Genomic DNA, 19423 nt, shown 5'->3' on the forward strand with positions numbered 1-19423 from the left:
TTGAATTCAGCGATAATATTTTTACGTCTATTGAATTTCACCGTTGAAAGGAACTCTTATGCGCATCTTTGTGATTAGCATTGTGGTATTGTTTTCTTCGTTAACCTCTCTTTCCGAAGAACGCCCAATTATTCAAGCCAGCGATGTAGTCTTTATGTATTCCGCTCAGGACCCGGCGCAATATGACGCCTATCAGGGAACGGTCGTCGGCTGGGGCGGACTCACAAATTCGCGCGATGATGACAGCGTGAACCGATTTCAACAACGAGTGAATGAAACTACAAAGCGCGGGATGCGCTATTGCGGCAGCATTAATTTTCTGGTTGACTTCGCCGGTTATATCGACTTCGCGCCGGACAACTTTATAGAAGCCGTCTGCCGCGATCTAAATGGCGAGCCGCTGCGAGTGCCTTGGTTGTGGGACCACACGCACAAGGGGCATCCATCGTACTGGTTCTGTTTTAATCATCCCAACTTTCAAGCCTTTTTGCTCGATCAGACTGAACGCGCCTGCCTGGCGCCCATCGAAGGGTTGCACATCGACGACTACAGCGGCACCTCGCATTGTTCAGAATTTAATGGCGGCTGTTTTTGCACTTATTGCATGACCGGTTTCCGCGAGTATATGCGTGAGAAATTTACTGTGGATGAATTGAAGTCGATGGAAATTTTAACGATAGATGATTTTCATTATGGTGATTTTTTGGAATCGAAAGGAATTTCAGCGGACGATTTTAAGAACAAACATTGGCAATGTCCGTTGGTTCACGATTTCCAAGATTACCAAAACGAACAGATGAAAATTCGCATCGCGGCTGTGTATGAATACGCTGAAACACTGCGCGGCAAACCGCTAGTGAGAAGCATCAATTCCAGCGCCTCATCACCGCGAACCATTATTCCGCATGAGATCATTGACTATTTTTGCGGTGAAATTCATCAACATGCGAGTGAGCCTTCAATTAGCGTCGATCCTGTTTTTGTTTATCGCATGGTGGAGTCGCTGAAGAACCGGCAGACGGCGACCGCATCGGGACAGGATTGGGCGTGGATTAAAGCCAACGATAAACCCGGGAAAGTGAAAAACTGGATCGCCCAAACCTATGCGTTCGGCAGCGTGTTTATGGTTCCTCATCGGCAATGGTGCTACACGCAGGAATTGGGGACGCATTGGTGGAACGGCAAGCCGGAGGATTTCGCTTACCTGTACAGGTTCGTTCGTGAACACGCTGACTTGCTCGATGAGTATGTGTCATTGTCGAATACGTTATCGCTGATAACAGAGTCTGATTTTTATAGGATGAGGGGCGCCGTTGCCAAGATGACTGAGGCGAGCATACCGAATGATTTGATTTATCAATCAAACGCGGATAAAGGGCTGCTGAACGCTGAAGATATCGCTAATTATGATTATATCATTTTCGATAAATCCAGCCGGGCAAACGCCGTGGTTCCAGAAAACTCAATACTCGCTGCGGTTGAATGGAATGACATCGCGTCATTGCCAAACGAGATACGCAACGCGGTGCGGATTGAAGGCTCCGACAATACGCGAATCTCGTTGCGTTATAAACAGGGAGCGCCTGACGCGGCTGTTGCTTGTCATCTGTTGAACCAGGATTACCGTAGCGATGCTGACGCCAATCAATCCGCAACGGTCCAGGTGACGATTGATAAATCGCTTCTCAAAAAAGTGATCGGCAATTCACGCATAAACAAGGCAATCATTCATCAACCCAATCAAACGAGTAAAGAAGTGGATGTCCGACAGGTCGATGATGCGATTGTTTTTTCCGTTTCTGATGTTGACTTGTGGGCCGTTGTGGAGTTGAGGCCATAACCGAATTCTATGTACTTAATGGATATTATCGGGTGGGCTATTCTCCATGGAGAATTAGCCTACTCGATGCTGACTCTGTTTCATTCGTGCCAATGCGAGCAAAGTGAAGCAATCTCGCTCTCTGTTTTATGATACCAAGATTGCTGCGTCTTCTAAAATCTCACTTTCCCATTTCGGTTTTGATGTCATTCACGAGGTAGTCGATGTCTTCTTCGGTTGTGTCCCAGCTGCACATCAGGCGGCAGCCGCCCGTACCGATGAATGAATAGAAATGCCAGCCGTTTTCATGCAAGCGTTCGGCTACGCTTTCGGGCAAGCGAATGAAAACGGAATTGGACTGCACGGGATTCAACATTTCAATTCCTTCGATCTTTTCTAAGCAGCGGAATAAATATTGTGCGCGTTGGTTGGCCTTTTGCGCGTATTTCATAAAGGTCTTGTCTTTTAACATTCCTACCCAGGGCGCGGAAAGGTAGCGCATTTTTGACGCCAATTGTCCCGCCTGTTTGCATCGATAGTCAAACTCTTTCGCCAATTCCAAATTGAAAAAGACTACCGCTTCGCCCAACGCCATGCCGTTTTTGGTCCCGCCAAAACAGAGCACGTCGACGCCACGCTTCCAGGTGATCTCTTTGGGAGGAAGATTGAGAAACGCCAACGCATTGGCGAAGCGCGCACCGTCCATGTGGAGGGACAATTTATATCTCGCGGCGACCTCATGTATCGCGCTCAACTCATCCGGCGCATAAACCGTCCCCAGTTCCGTCGCTTGGGTTAGGCTAACCACTTTGGGTTTTGGAAAGTGGATGTCCTCGCGTCGGAGAATCATTTGTTCCAATTCTTGCGGAGAAATTTTCCCCTGATCGCCGCCGACCAATAGCACTTTGGTTCCGTTGGAGAAAAATTCCGGCGCCCCGCATTCGTCCGTTTCGACGTGCGCATAGCTGTGGCATAAGATGCTGTGATAGGATGAACACAGGGCCGATAAAGCCAACGAATTGGCTGCGGTTCCGTTAAACACGAAAAACACTTCGCAATCGCATTCAAACAAATCGCGCAGTCCATCAGACGCTTGACGCGTCCAGCGGTCTGTTCCATAGGATGGAACATGATCGTCATTTGCGGCGACTATCGCCTGCAATGCTTCCGGGCACATTCCTGAGTAGTTGTCGCTGGCAAACTGCCGCCGGTCAAATTCAATTGTGTCGTCGCGCATTGATTGTTCCCTCGATTGATTGCACAAATTGGTTCAATTTATCCTACAGGAAAAAACAATCAAATTCAGGTTCAGCCCCGTACGGTTTCATCATGTTTTAGTTGGTGGGTTTCATCAAGGCAGGATGGACTGGCGAACATCTCACCACATCAACAAGAGATATTAGTTCACTAACACGCCGTTGTTTGAGGTATAGATATCGCCGAGCGAGGTGAGTCCATTACTGGCTTTGTATAAGCGGGGGAAGACTTCGTTGTGCGGCTGCGACCAAGCGGCCTGGTCAACTAAATCCGGCCCGACGCTGGTCATGGTATATATGGTGTTGCTGGGTTTCCAGGCAGGACGGGGAATTAGTTCGCCGCCCAATGGCCCGGCGTATTGAAAGAGTGGATACGGCTTATTGGTCGCCTGTTGAAACTGGCTTTTGCCCTGCGGCCCCAAATAAAAGGCGTCGAATGGAACCGAACTCATATACGCGACCGGCGTCGTGAGTTGTGAGTAAGACAGAAATTCATGACCGGGGCTGCTGACGCCTGGAACCTGTCCGCTGTCATAATCGGGCGGGTAGTAATTATTGTCGAGAAAATACATCTCCATTGATGTGTGAAGCGCTTTCATATCGGAGACGGTGCGCGAGACTTTGGCGCGCATCTGTGCGTTGAGAAAGTTAGGTACGGCAATCGCCGCCAGGATGCCAATGATGGCGACGACGATTAATAATTCAATGAGCGTAAATGCGCGTTTCATAGTAAACCTTTTCAGTAAAGATTGCGATTGATTATAACGCATTCGCCATTTTGGTATATATTTATTTAGAATTATCTCGCGATAGAGCCGGGGCCGACCGATGCGTAGTTTTTTTGTATTTATGGGTTGTATTCTGACCGGGATATTGATCGTCTGGTTTTTGATGACGTTTGTCTTGCTCACCGAAGAAGAGCGCATCTTGCGCGTGATTGAAAAAGGCCGCCGCTGCGTCGAGAACGGCTCGGTCATTTCATTGAGTAATATCCTCACTTCAGATTATGCGCACGAAGGCGGCATTGACCGCCGTACTGCGTTGGGCGCCATGCGCCAGCTCTTTCAAGACACCAACAACCGTCGAATCCAACTGGTCGATCGAGAGGTTCGCATTGACGGTGAGCGCGCCAGCGCGTGGGTGGAATTTACCGTGATTGCAGACAAGATTGGCAACCGACCGCGCGACCCGTCCGGCTTGTTTTCGGGCGATGACGTACGGACGATTGAGATAGAACTGCGAAAAGAAAAGGGACGCTGGCGGGTGTCCAGCAGCCGCGTTCCGAGATAGAAAGAAATAAAAAATGAAGCAGCGTATCTATCCAATTGTATTGTCATTTTTTGCGGGGTTGATTTTGGGCGTTGTTTTTATGGTGCAGGTTCCCGCGATGCTAGCTGCGCAGCGGGGCGAAGAATTCTTGCCGAATGATATGACGCCGACGGCTTATGAAAAAAGTCCGCGTTCTCTCGATGTCGCTATTTTAGGGCGGGGATATTTTCAGTTTGATGGGCGGGACGGTTCGACGTTATATAGCCGTGAGTCTAGTTTATATATTGATGCAGAAAATACTATCGTTGGAAAAGATGGTTTGTCTCTAAGTCCTGCGGTCCGCGTTCCAGAAAATGCAGACCGAATCAATATTTCTGAAGAAGGCATCGTATCCGCTTGGTTACCTGATGAAAAGAAAATCCAACAAATCGGACAAATTGAATTAGCCCTTTTCCCAAATTCGGATGATCTCGCTCCGTCATTGCAAGAAGGGTATTTTGAAGAAAGCATAGCCGCAGGGCCTCCAAAATCTTGCATACCAGGGCAGGGCGGTACGGGGGCCTTATTACAGGGTTATACGCTTTTACCTTTTATCCCGGTGAATCACCCAAAGCATCTCATGACCAAACCATGAAAGAATTTGTGCGCCGCAGCGTAAAGTATAACAACAGGCGGTTTTGTGAATCGCCCAAACCTGCGCCTTGTGCTAGGATAATCCAAGACTATGACGACCTGGATCGAAACCAATATGGGCCCTGCTGAATTTGTCGTGGAATTTATCCGCGCGTATGCGACGTTTTTGACCGCCATCGCCTGGCCGTTGGTGATTGTCGTGATCTTTATCACGGTGATGGTCTATGTAGAACGCACCTTCGGCGTGTTGTTTCGCAAACGGCGCATGGCGCTCAACTGGCGCGCCTATGAGTCAGTCATCGACCAGTTAGAGGCTGGGTATGCTGACAGCCTGGGGCGACTAAAAAACAATCATTCCCGTAAACAACTCGTCCAACAACAGATTGTCCGCGCCCGCGAGTCGATTCAACAGCGCGATTCCAAACGGGCGTTGCGGTCGCTGGCCGCGCTCTCGGCGTTGGGCGTCCAGACTGACAAGCAGGTGGCGCAATTACAGGTGGGCGATTGCGCCGATGCGGCGGAATTATTGCCGCCGGGGAATAGTGAATGATCATCGTGACGCTCGCCGTGTCGGTGAGGAATTAAAACGAGTTTTTCTAGAAGCCATCTCATTATTAATTGATCTTCCGCTGAGTGTGGCATGGGTACAACTCTGATCGCTTCAGTGCGGGCTTTCAGGCCCTTATGCACAGGCGCTCCCAGAGTTGCACCCATGCCAGGATTGGTCATTAATTTTTGATATGCCAGAATATCTTTTCGTAATCATTTTTTATGAGATGGCTTCTAATAAACGAATAAACTGCTTTCGTTTCACAAAACTAATTCTTTGGTTTGGTAATCCGCAGGGACATCGTCCATAATCATTAACTGGTAGGCGTCTCTTAAATTTTCTTCCAATTCTTCAAGGGTTTCGCCTTGGGTCATAATGTCAGGCCGCTCAAGAATTTTTCCCAACAGAATTGCTTTTCTTTCCAATAGATCATTGTGATTTTTTGCATATTTCGCCTCGTTTGAGATACAGGTTTTTCTGTTTAATTATATCACAATCTATTTTGAAAATTACTCAAAGAAAATTGTAATTCATCTAACACATATTTATCAGATTCTTTCTGCTGATGGCTTTGTATCGCCTGAATGGCGTTTTTCCCGCCAAGCCGTCCCAGCGCCCAGGCGGCATGGCTTCGAATCAGCGGTTCCGGGTCGCTAAGCGCGTTGGCGAGCGCGGGGATTGCTCGCGCGTCGCCGCTGTTTCCTAAAGCGACCGCGATATTACGCAAGAGCCCTCGTCGCTTTGTCCGCAGAATCGGGCTTCCCTTAAATCGTTGGCGGAACGTAGCGTCATCCAGTTTCATCAATTCAATTAAATCCGCTGGATTCAATCCAAGCCGGGGGTGGAATTCACTGACATCAACTGGTTGTGCGAAGCGGTTCCAGGGACAGGCTTGCAGACAGTCATCGCAGCCGAATATGCGATTGCCCATCAGCGGGCGGAGGTCGCGTGGAATCGGCCCTTTCAATTCGATTGTTAAATACGAAATACATCGCCGCGCATCAAGCGAGTAGGGTGAAACGAACGCGTTCGTCGGGCAACGATCGAGGCAACTGGTACACGTTCCGCAGTGCGCTTTGACGGGTGCGTCAAAATCGAGTTTGAGTGTGGTTAGTACCACGCCAAGGAAAAACCAATTGCCCATCTCCCGGCTGAGGATGTTGGTGTGTTTCCCAAACCAGCCGATGCCTGCCTGCGCGGCATAGTCGCGCTCTAATACCGGTCCGCTGTCGACGAACGCGCGCGCTTGATTGACGCCGTTGGTTTCGTGTTGGAGCCAATCGGACAATTCGTTCAGCTTGGGGCGCAACACATCATGGTAATCATCGCCCCAAGCGTAACGCGCGATAATTCCAGACGGAGTTTTATTCAGCGCGTTGAATTCTACTGTCTTGTATCGCTTCGCAACGACGATGACGCTTTGGATGTTCTCAAGCAGTTGATTGGGGGCGCTGCGCAGCGGTTCGCGGCTGGCCATGTATTCCATCTCGCCGTGGAAGTTATTTGCCAGCCATTCGCGATAATGATGGAGCGTGTTTGGCGAGGGAGGGGCAACGCCAACGCGATCAAAACCCAGTTGTATGGCGCGGGCTTTGATCGCGGCGTTATCCATTGAATTCTCTTACGCGGCTATTGCGCTTTTTTGTAATGCAAGTCCAGCGGCGCCGATGGTCCCGGCTTCTTCACCCAACTGGGCTTGTACGATGAGGGCGTCGAAATGCGAATAGAAAAAGACGCGCTTTTTGATTTCGTTGCGGGCGTGGTCGAACAACAGGTCGCCCATGTTTGACGCGCCGCCGCCGATACAAATGATTTCGGGGTTAAACGAGACGATGAGCGTACTGAGGCCGATGCCGAGTCCACGGCCTGCGTGGGCGCACACGCCCAATGCGACCTCATCGCCTTGCAGCGCGGCGTCGTTGACCATCTTGGCAGTCACTTCGCCGCCATTTTGTTTTGCCATATCTTTCATGATGCTAGGAATGTGGTCAACGCGAATGCGCTCATTGGCATAGCGCGCAATCGCGGTCGCGGAGGCGTAGGTTTCAAGGCAGCCTTCGTTTCCGCAGCCGCATACCGGGCCGGACGGGTCAACCATGATGTGTCCCAGTTCGCCCGCGAAACCGCGTGCGCCGTGAAAGACTTCACCGTTGCTGATGATGCCGCCGCCGACGCCTGTGCCCAGCGTCAATGCCATTACAACGCTCTTGCCTTGCCCAGGACCAAACAACGCTTCGCCTAATGCTGCGACATTGGCGTCATTATCAACCCAGGTCATCAGGCCGAATCGTTCTTGAAACGCGTCGCGAACGCTGATCCAATAATTCCAATCGGGAATATTTACCGGACGGGTGATGGCGCCGTTCTCGTGGTCGATCAATCCGGGGCTGCCCATGCCAACGCCAACCAGATCATCTTTGCGGCCCTTCATGGCGTCGGAGTCTAATATTTCCTGAATCAAATCGCCGATACGTCCAACCACGGCTTTACCGCCGGATTGGGCTTGCGTTGATTTTTTATACTGTGCGATCAATTTTCCCGATTCGTCGACCAAACCGGCTTTGATGTCGGTTCCGCCCAAATCAATACCAATTGCAATGCGGGACATAGCGGCATAACTCCATTGATGTATGTTGAGCCCGTTGGGGCGCGATTTTAAAAATACGGGATATAATGTATACGCGCAGGCGCATATTTTGCAGTGCTGCGCTTCATATCAAGCGCTCGTCTACCGTTCGCCAGCGCTTACATACAAGAGGGATACATGATATCAGTTTTAACGCAGTCCGGCCCGGCGGCCGCTGTCGCCTGGGTGTTCATTATCATCATGGCCATCTCGATTCACGAAATGGCGCACGCCTGGATGGCGCAACGCTGCGGAGACAATACTGCCGCTTCTATGGGACGAGTGACGCCGAACCCTGTCGCCCATTTTGACCCGATTGGTTTCTTGTGCGTCATGTTTGCCCCCATCGGTTGGGGAAAGCCGGTTCCCTACAACCCCTATAATCTTCAAGATGAGCGCCGCGACGGAATGTGGATCGCCTGGGCGGGGCCGGCCAGCAATTTCATTCAGGCAATCCTATTTGCCATTTTGCTTCAAGTGATTTTCTTCGCCCCGGTATATAGTACGCTCTATCAATTGCCTGGCGGGACGAATATCTTGATTGCCTGTAGTATGGTTTTTCAATTCGGCGTCATATTAAATGTTGGATTGGCGTTCTTTAATCTGATTCCAATTTTTCCTTTGGATGGAGAAAAAATCCTGGTCGGTTTGCTGCCCTTCGAGCAAGCCCGGACGGTAGAGAATCTGCGGCAATATGGAACCGGAATGTTAATGGGATTGTTGCTGATTAATTTCGCGGTGTACCCTGTTCTCACGCCGTATTTTATGCTTACAGCTCAACCCATCATCAATTTTTTGCTGCCATTTTAGCTGGAGAGACTCGACGGCTTGACGAAGCGCGGGCGGGCTAGATAATGTCAGTCGGTAGATTAAGCAGTAGAAGTATCCTACATACGAAGTTTCCTCTGCGGGAGTAGCTCAATTGGCTAGAGCATCAGCCTTCCAAGCTGAGGGTTGCGGGTTCGACCCCCGTCTCCCGCTTTGATTTCACTTCACTTCTGATTGTTTATCTGTTAACTAAACCTGCCCTAGGAACCCTCTCTGGAACCCTTTTTTAAAAATTTGAGACTTTTTTCTGTTTGGTGACAGAAATCCTCAATTTTATAATATCCTTAAAAATATACAGTTAAAAAAAAGTTATTTATTAATCTGGGGAAGTCTCCGCTCGATTATCTGGAGCAGTCTAATGCAAATTTGTCTTATCAAAAACGCCCTGCCGGATACAATGGCAGGGCGTTTCAATTCGATAATTTCAAGCGTATCTTTTAGTACAAGGGCCATGAAGAAAGGCTGCTGACAGATGTTGTCGGCTCGCCTGCGTATACGCCGAATATATGACCAACTGGGATTTCATAGACGCTGCCTTCATAATTGCAGTCGATTAGCATTCCAACCAGGCTGACTTCGTCTCCTGATTTTTCATACCAATAAATTTGGCTCCATGCCCCACCGTCTTCATTGGTTTTCAAAAAATCTAAATCGTCATCGCCGTCTATGTCGGCGCAAGTAAGCGCTTCAGAGCCGCCGCCTGGAACCGTTATAATCAATTCTTGCAAGTCTGACCATACGCCGGGGCTGGTTTGTTCAATCAAGTGTATTCCCGATTTATCTGGACTGTCTCCATAAAACATTTGAATCATGACGTAATCAATATCGTTGTCGCCGTCATAATCACATGCAGCGACGCCATTGACGCCGCCGTCACTTGGGTAGGATGCGCTCCAATTGAGTGTGCTGGTATAAATGAGCGTCGGCTCTCCAGTCGTTGTCAGCGTCCCGTCTGTTGAGAGCGTGAGAACCTGGTCATAGATTTCACACTTCATGCTTTTGGGACCAGCCGCATCGTTGTCTTCAACCCACACAATATGAATTTCGTCGCCGACTTTATAGATATCAACTCCAAGCGGACTCACGTCTGCTGGAGTCTTGAAAATCGGTTCCTGTACTGGTTCCCATTCACCGTTGGCGTTCAGTTTTCGGTGTTGAAATTCCGTCCCTTGGCTGGGAAAGTGCCCGGTCCCTTTCGATACGGCGATGATGGCGCTCAATTCGCCGTTTATCTCAATCATGTCAAACGCCATATCATAAACATTTCCGTCGTGAGTTTCAGTCTGAAAATAGGGAACGGTTAAGTATTGTTCGGCGCCGTCCCAATACTCATTGGCGCCATCATAAACCCACTCAACAATTGGATAGCCTTCCTCAGCGCTATAAGAATCAAAATTCGTAGTCCAGACTGAAAAGCCGTCGCTTACTCCTTCAATCGCGTGTGATGGCAAAACCATCAATGCGGTGATGGCAATCATTGTCCATAAAATTTTACTGGTCATTATTATTTCTCCCTTTTTTTATTTCCCCTGATAAACGATATTAGAATGAAGTGAAGTCAGCCGTTGGTCGAATTAAGTCGGATTCGATTATTTGCATGAATTGATCATTTCTTCAGAATAAATTGTTTTAAAGTTATATTTATCAAATAGGTATCGTTTTAATCTTCTTCTTTTTTATCTTTGTAGAATTAATTGGATTATACGGGAAAATTTTGTATGCGTCTATAAAATAATCGTTTTTTTTTAAAATTGTGTGTCTGGCCTCGTTTTTTCGTGCCAGTTGAAGTGATCGTTTTTAAATTCATCCGGTAAGTGAGTACCTACATTGATGGATGGTCATGATTTTGATTCCGAAAACATATCCCGGCGTATCAATAATTGACAAACCAATTCAGGCGTGGGTGTAACTCTGGGAGCGCCTGTGCATAAGAGCCTGAAAGCCCGCACTGACGCGAGCAGAGGTGTACCCATGCCACATGCAGCGAAATCTCAATTCAATGTATTAAAAAGTATCCAATTAACGGAAGAACCAGTTTTTAGTTGTTCCGAAATCGCAGCGAATTCGTTCGGCGTCAAATATCCCAACGATCTGAGCAGACGATCTTCAGAGATATAAGCATTTTCTTTCTTGAAAAATTGGACATCATAAAAATCTGTGATAGATTCGTTGGCTAAACGGGAAAAAATAGCTGGTCCAAATTTTGGAACACTGCGAGTCTGGTTGACCACCGATAAGCGCCGATATGCGAAAGGAATACGCAGAATAGAATTCGATTGAATCTAATTCATAAAATTGCGGCGGTGGATTTCTCCACCGCCTTTTTGTTTCTATTTTTTCTAATCTAGATCGACAGTTTTTCGTAGGCTTCGTCTAGGCCGCGGCGCATGATCCAGGCTTGGTCGCTTGAGCCATGGGCTTTCTCCATATTTGCGAGGGCCGTCATCAATGGCGCTTTGACCGTGCTGCATACAGCGTCGCTGCTGGTAATGGCTTTGGCTGCCATTGTATACATCGCTGCGCAACCCGCCGAGTTGCCGTGATTGTACATCGGCGCGCCGTGATTAATTGCAGTACGGATCATCTCACGCGCTTCGTGCGCGCTTGAGACTTCTTCCTTCGGCAAGATGACTGAATCAATGACATGAATCACGCCGTTACTTGCGTTGATGTCGGTCTTGGCAATCTGAACGCCGTTCACAAACGCCTTGCCGTCTTTCAACGTCGGCTTCAGTGATAAACCTGCAAGTGAATCAAATTTCTCTGTCTTAAGTACTGTCTCTGAAAAAGCGCGACTTTCAACAACATGGAGTTTCAGTATTTTTTGAAGTTGCGTTTTGTTTTCCGGCTTCAACAATGCTTCTACAGTACCTGCAGGCAATTTCGCGAAGGCGTCATCAGTTGGGGCAAAGACAGTAAATGGTCCGTCGCCAGACAATACGCCCGCCAGGCCCGCTGCTTTGGCGGCAGCAATCAGTGTATTGAACGAGCCTGCACCAGCGGCGGTTTCAACAATCGTCTTGTCTGATGGCAAGATCACTGAATCAATGACGTGGATAACGCCGTTGCTTGTTTTGATATCAGTCTTAATGACTTTGGCGTTGTCTACCATGACGGTCTTGTCATCAATTACGATGCTGGCGCGTTGCCCGTTGACTGTTTCAGCGCCGTTCAATTTAACTACGTCTTTGGCCATGACTTTCCCGGCTACGACGTGATAGGTCAGGATCGCAATGAGTTTTTCTTTATTTTCCGGCTTTAAAAGAGAATCAAGCGTGCCTTCAGGTAATTTGGCAAAAGCGTCATCCGTCGGTGCGAAAACGGTAAATGGTCCTTCGCCCTTCAACGTATCAACCAAGCCAGCGGCTTTGACTGCGGCAACCAGCGTGTTGAATGAACCCGCTGACACGGCAGTGTCAACAATATCGGCTTTGGCGTGATGCGCCGCGACGGCGACAAACGGTGATACAGACAACATTACAATCAGGGACAAAACGGGTGCGATAGTACGAATCATAATAGTCTCCTCTTTAGTTTTATATGGTTTTAAGGACATCAAATTACGTTGCGATTTGTCTACCTGCTTAACCTCCTGCCTGAATTTTATGATTTCATTCAATTAGTAAATGAATGTTATAACGTTCATTGTATGGTGGCGATACAGGTTATGCCAAAAAATAAAACCATAAAATATCAAAAAAAATAGTGGTGTGCAATACTTCTATTTAAAAAAGAATGATAAAACGTTCTTTCTAATAGAGTTTGTTCTGGGGTAGAGGGGAATTATCTGTGTGTAAATGTACCGGATTTCATTAAAAAAGGCGGTGGATTTCTCCACCGCCTTTGATGATTCGCGTTTTTGGGATGAATTACACGTCGCAGATTTCTACGGCGCGGCGTAGGGAATCAAACTTATGTTTGGCGCCGAACTCGTGCGCGACGAAGCCATTGAATTTGCCTTCTTCCGTTAATTTGGCGATGGCTTCCATGATGCCGACGTAATTGAGTTCTTGGAAATTATCCATGTCCTTGCGGCCCGGATTGCCCGCTGTATGGAAATGGGCGATGTAGTCAATGTTTTCGCGAATGGTGCGGATGAGGTCGCCTTCCATGATTTGCATGTGATAAATGTCGTACAATAATTTGAAACGCGGCGAGTCGACGCGCTTACATAATTCAACGCCCCAAGCGGTGTGGTCGCACATATAACCGGGGTGGTCGACTTTGCTGTTTAACAATTCCATACACATGGTGACGCCGAGGTCTTCGGCAACTTTCTTGCCTTCCATCAAAAATTTATAGCAGTTATCCATTCCTTCTTCATCGCTGATCCCGGCGCGGTCGCCCGCCATGACGATGACGTTCGGCCAGCCGTTATCGGCGGAAGCTTGCAAGTTTTTTTTCAGCGTTTCCATATATTTCTCGTGCATGTCAGGATTGTTCAATCCGTTTTTAATGGAACCAGCGCCTGGCGACATGCTCGAAATCATTCCGTGTTCTTTTAACTTGGCCCAGTCGCCTTGGCCGACGAGGTCGATGCCGATGATTCCCATTTGTTTGACGGTGGGCAAAAACTCGTCCCACGGATATTTGCCCCAAAAGCCTCGGCAGACGCATTGTTTGATGCGGCCTTTTAATTTCGCCGACGCCGCTTCGCTTTTGTCGCTGCGTCCTGAAATAAACGCAAAGGCAGAACCTGCCAGCAGGCTCTTTAGAATTCCCCGTCGCTGCAATATTGATTCTTTTTTCATGACACTCTCCTCAATTAATTCAGATGAAATCAAACTTGATTTTTGTAATGCGTTTCTGAAAGCGAGCGTAAGCGGTCGGCGGCTTGTTCGGCTGTGATGTCTCGCTGAGGCTCGCTCGACAGTTCGTAACCCACCTGGAATTTTTTCACCGTTGCGGAGCGCAATAGGGGTGGGAAGAAGTGCTGATGCAACACCACCCCGCGATGTGATTCGCCGTCCGTCGGCGCTTGGTGGATCCCCATCGAATAGGGAAACGAAACTTCGAATAAGTTGTCGTAACGAACCAACAGCGCCTGCATGATTGCCGCCCAATCGGCGATTTCTTCATCATGCAATTCTAAGATATTTCGTACGGCGCGTTTGGGCAATATCATCGCTTCAAACGGCCAAACCGCCCAATGGGGAACCAACGCAGCGAACGAATCATTGTGGCAGACGATGCGTTTGTCTTGTTCGAGTTCCCAATTGAGGTAATCAATTAACATGGTGGTTCCATGTTTTTTGTAATAGGACGCCTGAGTCTTGGCCTCTTTCGCCTGCATGGTGGGGACGCTGCGGTTGGCCCAGATTTGTCCGTGGGGATGCGGGTTGCTGCATCCCATGATGGCGCCTTTATTTTCAAAAATCGTGACGCAGGAGATGTCAGACCGCGCACCGATTTCAGCAAACTGCTTGCGCCAGACGTTGATAACAGTCTGGATGGATTCGGCGTCCATTTCGGCAAGAGTCAGATTATGCTGAGGCGAAAAGCAGATGACGCGGCAGACGCCTGTTTCGGGCTGCTCACGCACCAGAGCGTTGCAATGTTTCTGTTCCGGCTCGTGAGGCGTATCGGGAAGCAGGGCGGAGAAGTCGTTATCAAATACAAACGTAGTGTCGTATTTCGAATTCTGATGTCCGCCCGCCCGTTCGTTGCCGGGGCAGAGGTAACAGCCGGAGTCGTACTCAGGCCGCGAGTCGGGCGGCGTCTTCTCGACTTGCCCCACCCAGGGCCGTTTGGCGCGATGAGGCGAGGCCAACACCCATTCTTGCAATAGCGGGTTCCAACGGCGGTGTGGGTGGTCGTTCGGGTCAAAATCAGTCACGTCGTATCCTTTATGAATCGTATCCGTTTGGGTTTTTCTTGTGCCAGTTCCAGGCGCTGGCGACGATGTCGCGCAAGTCGGTAATCTGCGGCGTCCATCCCAGGCGCTCTTTCGCGCGCTGGGCGGAGGCGGTAAGCCGATCAGGGTCGCCGGGGCGGCGGGGCGCTTCAATTGCCGGGATCGGATGCTCAGAAACCACGCGGCAGGCTTCAATCACTTCACGAACTGAGAAGCCCTGTCCATTGCCCAGGTTGCAAGTGATGCTCTCATTGCGAATAAACTCTAACGCTAGTCGGTGCGCTTCGGCGAGATCGCTGACGTGTATGTAATCACGGACGCATGTTCCGTCCGGCGTATCGTAGTCGGCCCCGAAAATTGAAATATGCTCGCGTTGTCCTAAGGCGACCTGTAATGTCAGCGGGATGATATGCGTTTCGGGATCGTGGTCTTCTCCGATGGTTTGGGTGGCGCCAGCGGCGTTAAAGTAGCGCAGCACGGCGTAATGAATGCCGTAGGCTTCTTCATAACTTTTCAGGATATATTCAAACGCCAGTTTGGAGCGCCCGTACGGGTTAATCGGAATCGTCCGGCTGTCTTCTTGAATGGGTTCGTCTTCGGGATTGCCATACACTGCGGCGGTAGATGAAAACACAATGCGCTTGACATCGTGGTCGCGCATCTGGTCAATCAAGACGCGCCCGCCTTCGGTGTTATTGTGAAAGTATTTGTCCGGCTGGGTCATTGATTCGCCCACCAGACTGTAGGCGCCGAAGTGCATGACGGCGTCGATAGCGTTGTCGTCAAACACGGCTTTTACTGCATCCTTGTCGCGCAGATCAGCGACGACCAAACCCGCAGATTCATGCACGGCCTGGCGATGGCCTTTTTCGAGGTTGTCGAACACGATGACTCGATGGCCGTGTTCAGCCAACAAAGCCGAGGCGACGCTGCCAATATAGCCAGCGCCGCCGACGACCAGTATTGTTTCTGTATTGCTCATTCAATTGGCTCCTTGCGTCTGAACATGACGCAATCAATTACCGCGTAGAAAACTGATAAATCGTCGTTGATGTATAGGTCTCGCCCGGTTTCAAAATCGTTGATGGAAACTGCGGCTGGTTGGGCGAGTCGGGAAAATGCTGCGTCTCCAGACAGAAGCCGTAGCGATGGTTATATACCTTGCCATCTTTTCCCGTCAGGGTTCCATCCAGAAAATTGCCGGAATAAAACTGAACGCCGGGTTCGGTGGTGAAGATTTTCATCTCACGGCCTGACTTGGGTTCGTAGACGGTTCCGACAATAGATAACACGCCGTATGGATGATTGAAAACGAAATTGTGGTCGTAGCCGCCGCCGAATTTGATCTGCTCATCATCAGCGCCGATTCGTTCGCCGATGGCGTGCGGCGTGGTGAAATCAAACGGGGTGCCTTTGACGCTGGTGATTTCACCTGTGGGGATCAATGTCTCATCCACCGGCGTGGCCCAGGGCGCTTGCAGCGTTAGTTCATGGCTGAGGATATCGCCGTTGCCTTGGCCCGCGAGATTGAAGTAGGAATGGTTGGTGATATTTTTCGGCGTGGGTGCGTTTGATTCAGCGACGTAATCCAACCGAATGCCGTTTTCTTTCGTCAGCGTATAGGTGACGGAGCATTTCAAAACGCCAGGGTAGCCTTCTTCGCCGTCGGCGCTTTTGTAGGAAAACTTAATGCTGGGTTCGTCTGATTTGCTGAGAACTTTGGCTTTCCAAACTTGCTTGTCAAAGCCTTTCAGCCCGCCGTGCAGATGGTTCAGGTCGTTGTTGATCGCCAGCGTGTAGGTTTCGCCGTCGAGGTGAAACTTGCCGCGCACGATGCGGTTGCCGACGCGGCCTACGACGCAGCCAAAATAGGGGCTGTCAGAAATATAGTCGTCAAGATTATCAAAGCCGAGAACCACATCGCCCAGCTTGCCGTTTTTGTCGGGGACGTTGAGCGAAACCACCGTCGCGCCGTAGGTCATGATGCGTACAGACACGCCGTTTTCATTATTCAGCGTATAGATGTCAACACGTTTGCCGTCGGGCGTTTTACCGAATGGTTCTTTGCTGACGTTGCTTGCGCTTGCTGTCAATGCGGTCACGATGACTGCTCCAAGTAAGAGTGTGGATAAGCGTCGAAACATGTTCCTCTCCTATTCATATCAAATTGATTCCTGGATTAAATTTCAATGGCTACTTTGCGGTAATGATTGCCGCGTCGATAAACTGGCCGCCTTCATCTTGGTGGCAATGGACCGCGATGGTGTTCGCGCCTTTTTTCAACGCGCTCTTAAGCGCTTCGGTGATATCAAAACCGGCGTAATCGTCGTTCCAGTGGCCGCGATGCCAAACTAACTTTCCATTGACGTAGACATGGGTTTCGTTGTCGTAATGAGTGACGAGCAGCGCGGAGCGAAACGCTTTGCCGTCGTATTGAAATTCGCGGCGCAGCCAAATGTCTTTTGTATTCCATTCCGTATTGACATGCGAATCGCCCTCGCCGCCGAAGCCGCCTTTGCCGGTTTTCCAACTGTTGTCATCGAATTGGACGTTCATCCACTCATCGCCGGGTTGTTGGGTCGTATATTGCCACGGTTTGTTGGCGTTGCCGTCAGGCGCGGCGCCCAAAAGCAGGTTGTAAGTTGTCGCTTGTTTTTTGACTTTCAAGGGCGGGTTTTTCTCATACGCTGCCGTACGAGTTTGAATCGCGTGTAACTTGGCGGCGTCGAATTTCGGCGTACGGTCATAGAAGAATATGCCGTTTTTCTCTTGTTCAATGTCAGTCAATTGCGTATAGCAATAACCGAAGAAGTTGGGGTTGTCTAATTGCGCATCGACTAAGCCTTTGAAGCGCGCGTAGAATTCATCCAGCGTCTTGGGTTGATTGCCGTAGCCCCATGACTCTTCGGTGGTATGGGGGAACCAGCCAATGCCGCCGAATTCACTAATGAAAAACGGAATGCCTTTTTTTGAGCCGGAGCCGTAGCGCGAAGGCATGGGCGCACTGTTAAAATAATTGTCCCATTTGCTCGCTAGCTCTTCCGCATTCTGATTGTAATCGTGCGCATCCATCACTTCGGGGTCGGGAAGGCTATGCACCCAGCCGCTGGTGTCGATTAATGGGCGGGTCGGATCAATGATCTTGGTCAGTTCATGGACGGTGTTTTGCAACTCGCCTGCATCCGCTGGCGTTTCATTAAAGGGGCACCAGCCGATGACCGACGGATGGTTGCGGTCGCGGCGGACGATGTTGACCCACTCGTTGATCCACGGACGGTTCACAATGGGGTTGCCGTAGTCGGCGCCGTAACTGGGGAACTCGCCCCAAACCAGATAGCCTAACTTGTCGGCCCAATAGAGAAAGCGCGGTTCAAATACTTTCTGGTGTAAGCGGGCGCCGTTGAAGCCGACGGATTTTGACAAGACGATATCGTTTTTCAGCGCTTCATCGGTCGGGGCGGTCCAGATGCCGTCCGGGAAGAAACTCTGGTCGAGTACCAATCGCTGAAAGACGGGCTTGTCATTAATTAAAATCGCGGCGCCTTCGATATCGACTTTGCGTAAACCAAAATAACTATCGACTTGGTCAATCACTTTGTCGCCGAGTGAAAGGGTGAGTTTCAGGTCATACAAAAATGGATCATCGACAGACCACAGATGTTTGTCGCTCAAGTCGAGGGTCAAGTAGTTGTTGCGCATGACCGCGTCGCATTTGACCGAACCGACTTTCTTGCCGTTCGCTAATGCGACGGCGTGAAGGGTAAGGCCGTCCGCCGGGCCGTCGATTTCCGGTTGTAAGAGAATACGGCTATTGTCAGGGTCGGGCGTCATACGGACGTCTTCGATGAAACTTTCTCCAACGCCTTCTAACCAGACCGTCTGCCAGATGCCCGTCGTGCGCGTATAGAAAATTGCGAAACTTTTTTCGCGAATGGATTGCTTGCCTAAGGGTTGCAACCCGCCCGCGCTGTCGTCGAAGGCATGAACGATGATCGTGTTTTCGCCGTCTTGCAAATGGTCGGTGATGTCAAACGTAAAGCGGGAATATCCGCCTTCATTTTTGCCGACAAAGAGGCCATTGACCCACACGCGAGAAATCCAGTCGCAGGCTTCAAGGTGAATCAAGACGCGCTCTGTCTTCCAGTTTGATGGGACCTCGAACGTCCGGCGATACCAGGCGTTTTTCATGAAGTCCGTACGCTGAATTCCAGACAAGGAACTTTCGCGGCAGAATGGAACTGTGATTTCTTCGGGAAACTCTTTTAACGCAAGAAACGACTCATCCGATGAATCATTGGTTTCTGCATAATCCCACACGCCGTTCAAGTTGAGCCATTCAGAGCGGACCATCTGGGGAAACGGGTGTTCGGGGCGGGGAATTTCGCCGTAAGTTGTCAGGGTGATGCAGAAAACCGTAAGACAAATAAAAAAAGGATTAAATACGCGCGTCAACATGCTGTGTTCCTTTCAGGATGACAAATTCATTAACAAGGTACCGCAAATTCGGGCGGAAAGCAAACTCCGCCTCCGCCCGAATTGTGGTCAATATAGGTTTGATAACGCAACATCAGTTTTGAAGCGTTACAAA

17 protein-coding genes and 1 tRNA gene are annotated in these 19423 nt (G+C 49.6%); 6 read left to right on the forward strand and 12 right to left on the reverse strand.

Features of this window, described 5'->3' with window-relative positions:
• The first annotated feature begins 58 nt into the window (after positions 1–58).
• Complete coding sequence (locus tag P9L94_14845; GenBank protein ID MDP8245360.1) at positions 59–1840, forward strand: hypothetical protein; 1782 nt, start codon at positions 59–61, stop codon at positions 1838–1840.
• A gap of 160 nt (positions 1841–2000) precedes the next feature.
• Here P9L94_14845 and P9L94_14850 read toward each other — a convergent pair whose 3' ends face one another.
• Together P9L94_14850 and P9L94_14855 are read right to left on the reverse strand one after the other, a co-directional pair.
• Positions 2001–3056 carry a low specificity L-threonine aldolase gene (locus P9L94_14850; GenBank protein ID MDP8245361.1) on the reverse strand — a complete coding sequence of 352 codons (1056 nt, stop codon included), beginning with the start codon at positions 3054–3056 and terminating at the stop codon, positions 2001–2003.
• 162 nt (positions 3057–3218) lie between these two features.
• Positions 3219–3803 (reverse strand): prepilin-type N-terminal cleavage/methylation domain-containing protein, encoded by a 585-nt coding sequence (locus P9L94_14855; protein MDP8245362.1) that lies wholly within the window; start codon positions 3801–3803, stop codon positions 3219–3221.
• Between the two features lie 100 nt (positions 3804–3903).
• Here P9L94_14855 and P9L94_14860 point away from each other — a divergent pair, with 100 nt between their 5' ends.
• The 3 genes from P9L94_14860 to P9L94_14870 all read left to right on the forward strand — a co-directional run bounded on the left by P9L94_14860 (position 3904) and on the right by P9L94_14870 (position 5527).
• Positions 3904–4365, forward strand: a complete 462-nt coding sequence (locus P9L94_14860) for a hypothetical protein (GenBank protein ID MDP8245363.1) — start codon at positions 3904–3906, stop codon at positions 4363–4365.
• A 13-nt stretch (positions 4366–4378) separates the two neighbouring features.
• Positions 4379–4978, forward strand: coding sequence for a hypothetical protein (locus tag P9L94_14865; GenBank protein ID MDP8245364.1), 600 nt, complete (start codon positions 4379–4381; stop codon positions 4976–4978).
• 90 nt (positions 4979–5068) lie between these two features.
• The gene (locus P9L94_14870) at positions 5069–5527 is read left to right on the forward strand and encodes a hypothetical protein (GenBank protein ID MDP8245365.1); all 459 of its coding nucleotides are present in this window, start codon (positions 5069–5071) and stop codon (positions 5525–5527) included.
• A 260-nt stretch (positions 5528–5787) separates the two neighbouring features.
• Here the strand turns inward: P9L94_14870 and P9L94_14875 are convergent, their stop codons facing one another.
• The 3 genes from P9L94_14875 to P9L94_14885 all read right to left on the reverse strand — a co-directional run bounded on the left by P9L94_14875 (position 5788) and on the right by P9L94_14885 (position 8135).
• Positions 5788–5952, reverse strand: coding sequence for a hypothetical protein (locus P9L94_14875; GenBank protein MDP8245366.1), 165 nt, complete (start codon positions 5950–5952; stop codon positions 5788–5790).
• 65 nt (positions 5953–6017) lie between these two features.
• A complete protein-coding gene (gene queG, locus P9L94_14880; protein MDP8245367.1) occupies positions 6018–7139 on the reverse strand; it encodes a tRNA epoxyqueuosine(34) reductase QueG in 1122 nt (373 codons plus the stop codon).
• A 9-nt stretch (positions 7140–7148) separates the two neighbouring features.
• Positions 7149–8135, reverse strand: a complete 987-nt coding sequence (locus tag P9L94_14885) for an ROK family protein (protein MDP8245368.1) — start codon at positions 8133–8135, stop codon at positions 7149–7151.
• Between the two features lie 156 nt (positions 8136–8291).
• Between P9L94_14885 and P9L94_14890 the strand changes: the two genes are divergently transcribed.
• Together P9L94_14890 and P9L94_14895 are read left to right on the forward strand one after the other, a co-directional pair.
• The gene (locus P9L94_14890; protein MDP8245369.1) at positions 8292–8963 is read left to right on the forward strand and encodes a site-2 protease family protein; all 672 of its coding nucleotides are present in this window, start codon (positions 8292–8294) and stop codon (positions 8961–8963) included.
• A gap of 97 nt (positions 8964–9060) precedes the next feature.
• A tRNA-Gly gene (locus tag P9L94_14895) sits at positions 9061–9134 on the forward strand.
• Between the two features lie 284 nt (positions 9135–9418).
• Here the strand turns inward: P9L94_14895 and P9L94_14900 are convergent.
• The 7 genes from P9L94_14900 to P9L94_14930 form a co-directional block, all read right to left on the reverse strand.
• Positions 9419–10483: a hypothetical protein gene (locus P9L94_14900; protein MDP8245370.1), complete on the reverse strand. Its 1065-nt coding sequence runs from the start codon at positions 10481–10483 to the stop codon at positions 9419–9421.
• Positions 10484–11325: 842 nt separating this feature from the next.
• The gene (locus tag P9L94_14905) at positions 11326–12498 is read right to left on the reverse strand and encodes a fasciclin domain-containing protein (GenBank protein ID MDP8245371.1); all 1173 of its coding nucleotides are present in this window, start codon (positions 12496–12498) and stop codon (positions 11326–11328) included.
• A gap of 352 nt (positions 12499–12850) precedes the next feature.
• Positions 12851–13732, reverse strand: coding sequence for a TIM barrel protein (locus P9L94_14910; protein ID MDP8245372.1), 882 nt, complete (start codon positions 13730–13732; stop codon positions 12851–12853).
• Positions 13733–13761: 29 nt separating this feature from the next.
• Entirely contained in the window at positions 13762–14817 is a 1056-nt protein-coding gene (locus P9L94_14915) for a UDP-glucose--hexose-1-phosphate uridylyltransferase (GenBank protein MDP8245373.1), read from the reverse strand.
• 10 nt (positions 14818–14827) lie between these two features.
• Positions 14828–15817, reverse strand: a complete 990-nt coding sequence (gene galE, locus P9L94_14920; GenBank protein MDP8245374.1) for a UDP-glucose 4-epimerase GalE — start codon at positions 15815–15817, stop codon at positions 14828–14830.
• A gap of 37 nt (positions 15818–15854) precedes the next feature.
• The gene (locus P9L94_14925) at positions 15855–16979 is read right to left on the reverse strand and encodes an aldose epimerase family protein (protein MDP8245375.1); all 1125 of its coding nucleotides are present in this window, start codon (positions 16977–16979) and stop codon (positions 15855–15857) included.
• A 49-nt stretch (positions 16980–17028) separates the two neighbouring features.
• Positions 17029–19290, reverse strand: coding sequence for a glycoside hydrolase family 2 TIM barrel-domain containing protein (locus tag P9L94_14930; GenBank protein MDP8245376.1), 2262 nt, complete (start codon positions 19288–19290; stop codon positions 17029–17031).
• Positions 19291–19423 lie beyond the last annotated feature (133 nt).

The organism is Candidatus Hinthialibacter antarcticus, from assembly GCA_030765645.1.
GTDB lineage: Bacteria > Hinthialibacterota > Hinthialibacteria > Hinthialibacterales > Hinthialibacteraceae > Hinthialibacter > Hinthialibacter antarcticus.

Bases quoted from the DNA above. Each gene is read 5' to 3' on its own strand.
- P9L94_14845 (MDP8245360.1), top strand. From the start codon at position 59: ATGCGCATCTTTGTGATTAGCATTGTGGTATTGTTTTCTTCGTTAACC.
- P9L94_14850 (MDP8245361.1), bottom strand. From the start codon at position 3,056: ATGCGCGACGACACAATTGAATTTGACCGGCGGCAGTTTGCCAGCGAC.
- P9L94_14855 (MDP8245362.1), bottom strand. From the start codon at position 3,803: ATGAAACGCGCATTTACGCTCATTGAATTATTAATCGTCGTCGCCATC.
- P9L94_14860 (MDP8245363.1), top strand. From the start codon at position 3,904: ATGCGTAGTTTTTTTGTATTTATGGGTTGTATTCTGACCGGGATATTG.
- P9L94_14865 (MDP8245364.1), top strand. From the start codon at position 4,379: ATGAAGCAGCGTATCTATCCAATTGTATTGTCATTTTTTGCGGGGTTG.
- P9L94_14870 (MDP8245365.1), top strand. From the start codon at position 5,069: ATGACGACCTGGATCGAAACCAATATGGGCCCTGCTGAATTTGTCGTG.
- queG (MDP8245367.1), bottom strand. From the start codon at position 7,139: ATGGATAACGCCGCGATCAAAGCCCGCGCCATACAACTGGGTTTTGAT.
- P9L94_14885 (MDP8245368.1), bottom strand. From the start codon at position 8,135: ATGTCCCGCATTGCAATTGGTATTGATTTGGGCGGAACCGACATCAAA.
- P9L94_14890 (MDP8245369.1), top strand. From the start codon at position 8,292: ATGATATCAGTTTTAACGCAGTCCGGCCCGGCGGCCGCTGTCGCCTGG.
- P9L94_14900 (MDP8245370.1), bottom strand. From the start codon at position 10,483: ATGACCAGTAAAATTTTATGGACAATGATTGCCATCACCGCATTGATG.
- P9L94_14905 (MDP8245371.1), bottom strand. From the start codon at position 12,498: ATGATTCGTACTATCGCACCCGTTTTGTCCCTGATTGTAATGTTGTCT.
- P9L94_14910 (MDP8245372.1), bottom strand. From the start codon at position 13,732: ATGAAAAAAGAATCAATATTGCAGCGACGGGGAATTCTAAAGAGCCTG.
- galE (MDP8245374.1), bottom strand. From the start codon at position 15,817: ATGAGCAATACAGAAACAATACTGGTCGTCGGCGGCGCTGGCTATATT.
- P9L94_14925 (MDP8245375.1), bottom strand. From the start codon at position 16,979: ATGTTTCGACGCTTATCCACACTCTTACTTGGAGCAGTCATCGTGACC.
- P9L94_14930 (MDP8245376.1), bottom strand. From the start codon at position 19,290: ATGTTGACGCGCGTATTTAATCCTTTTTTTATTTGTCTTACGGTTTTC.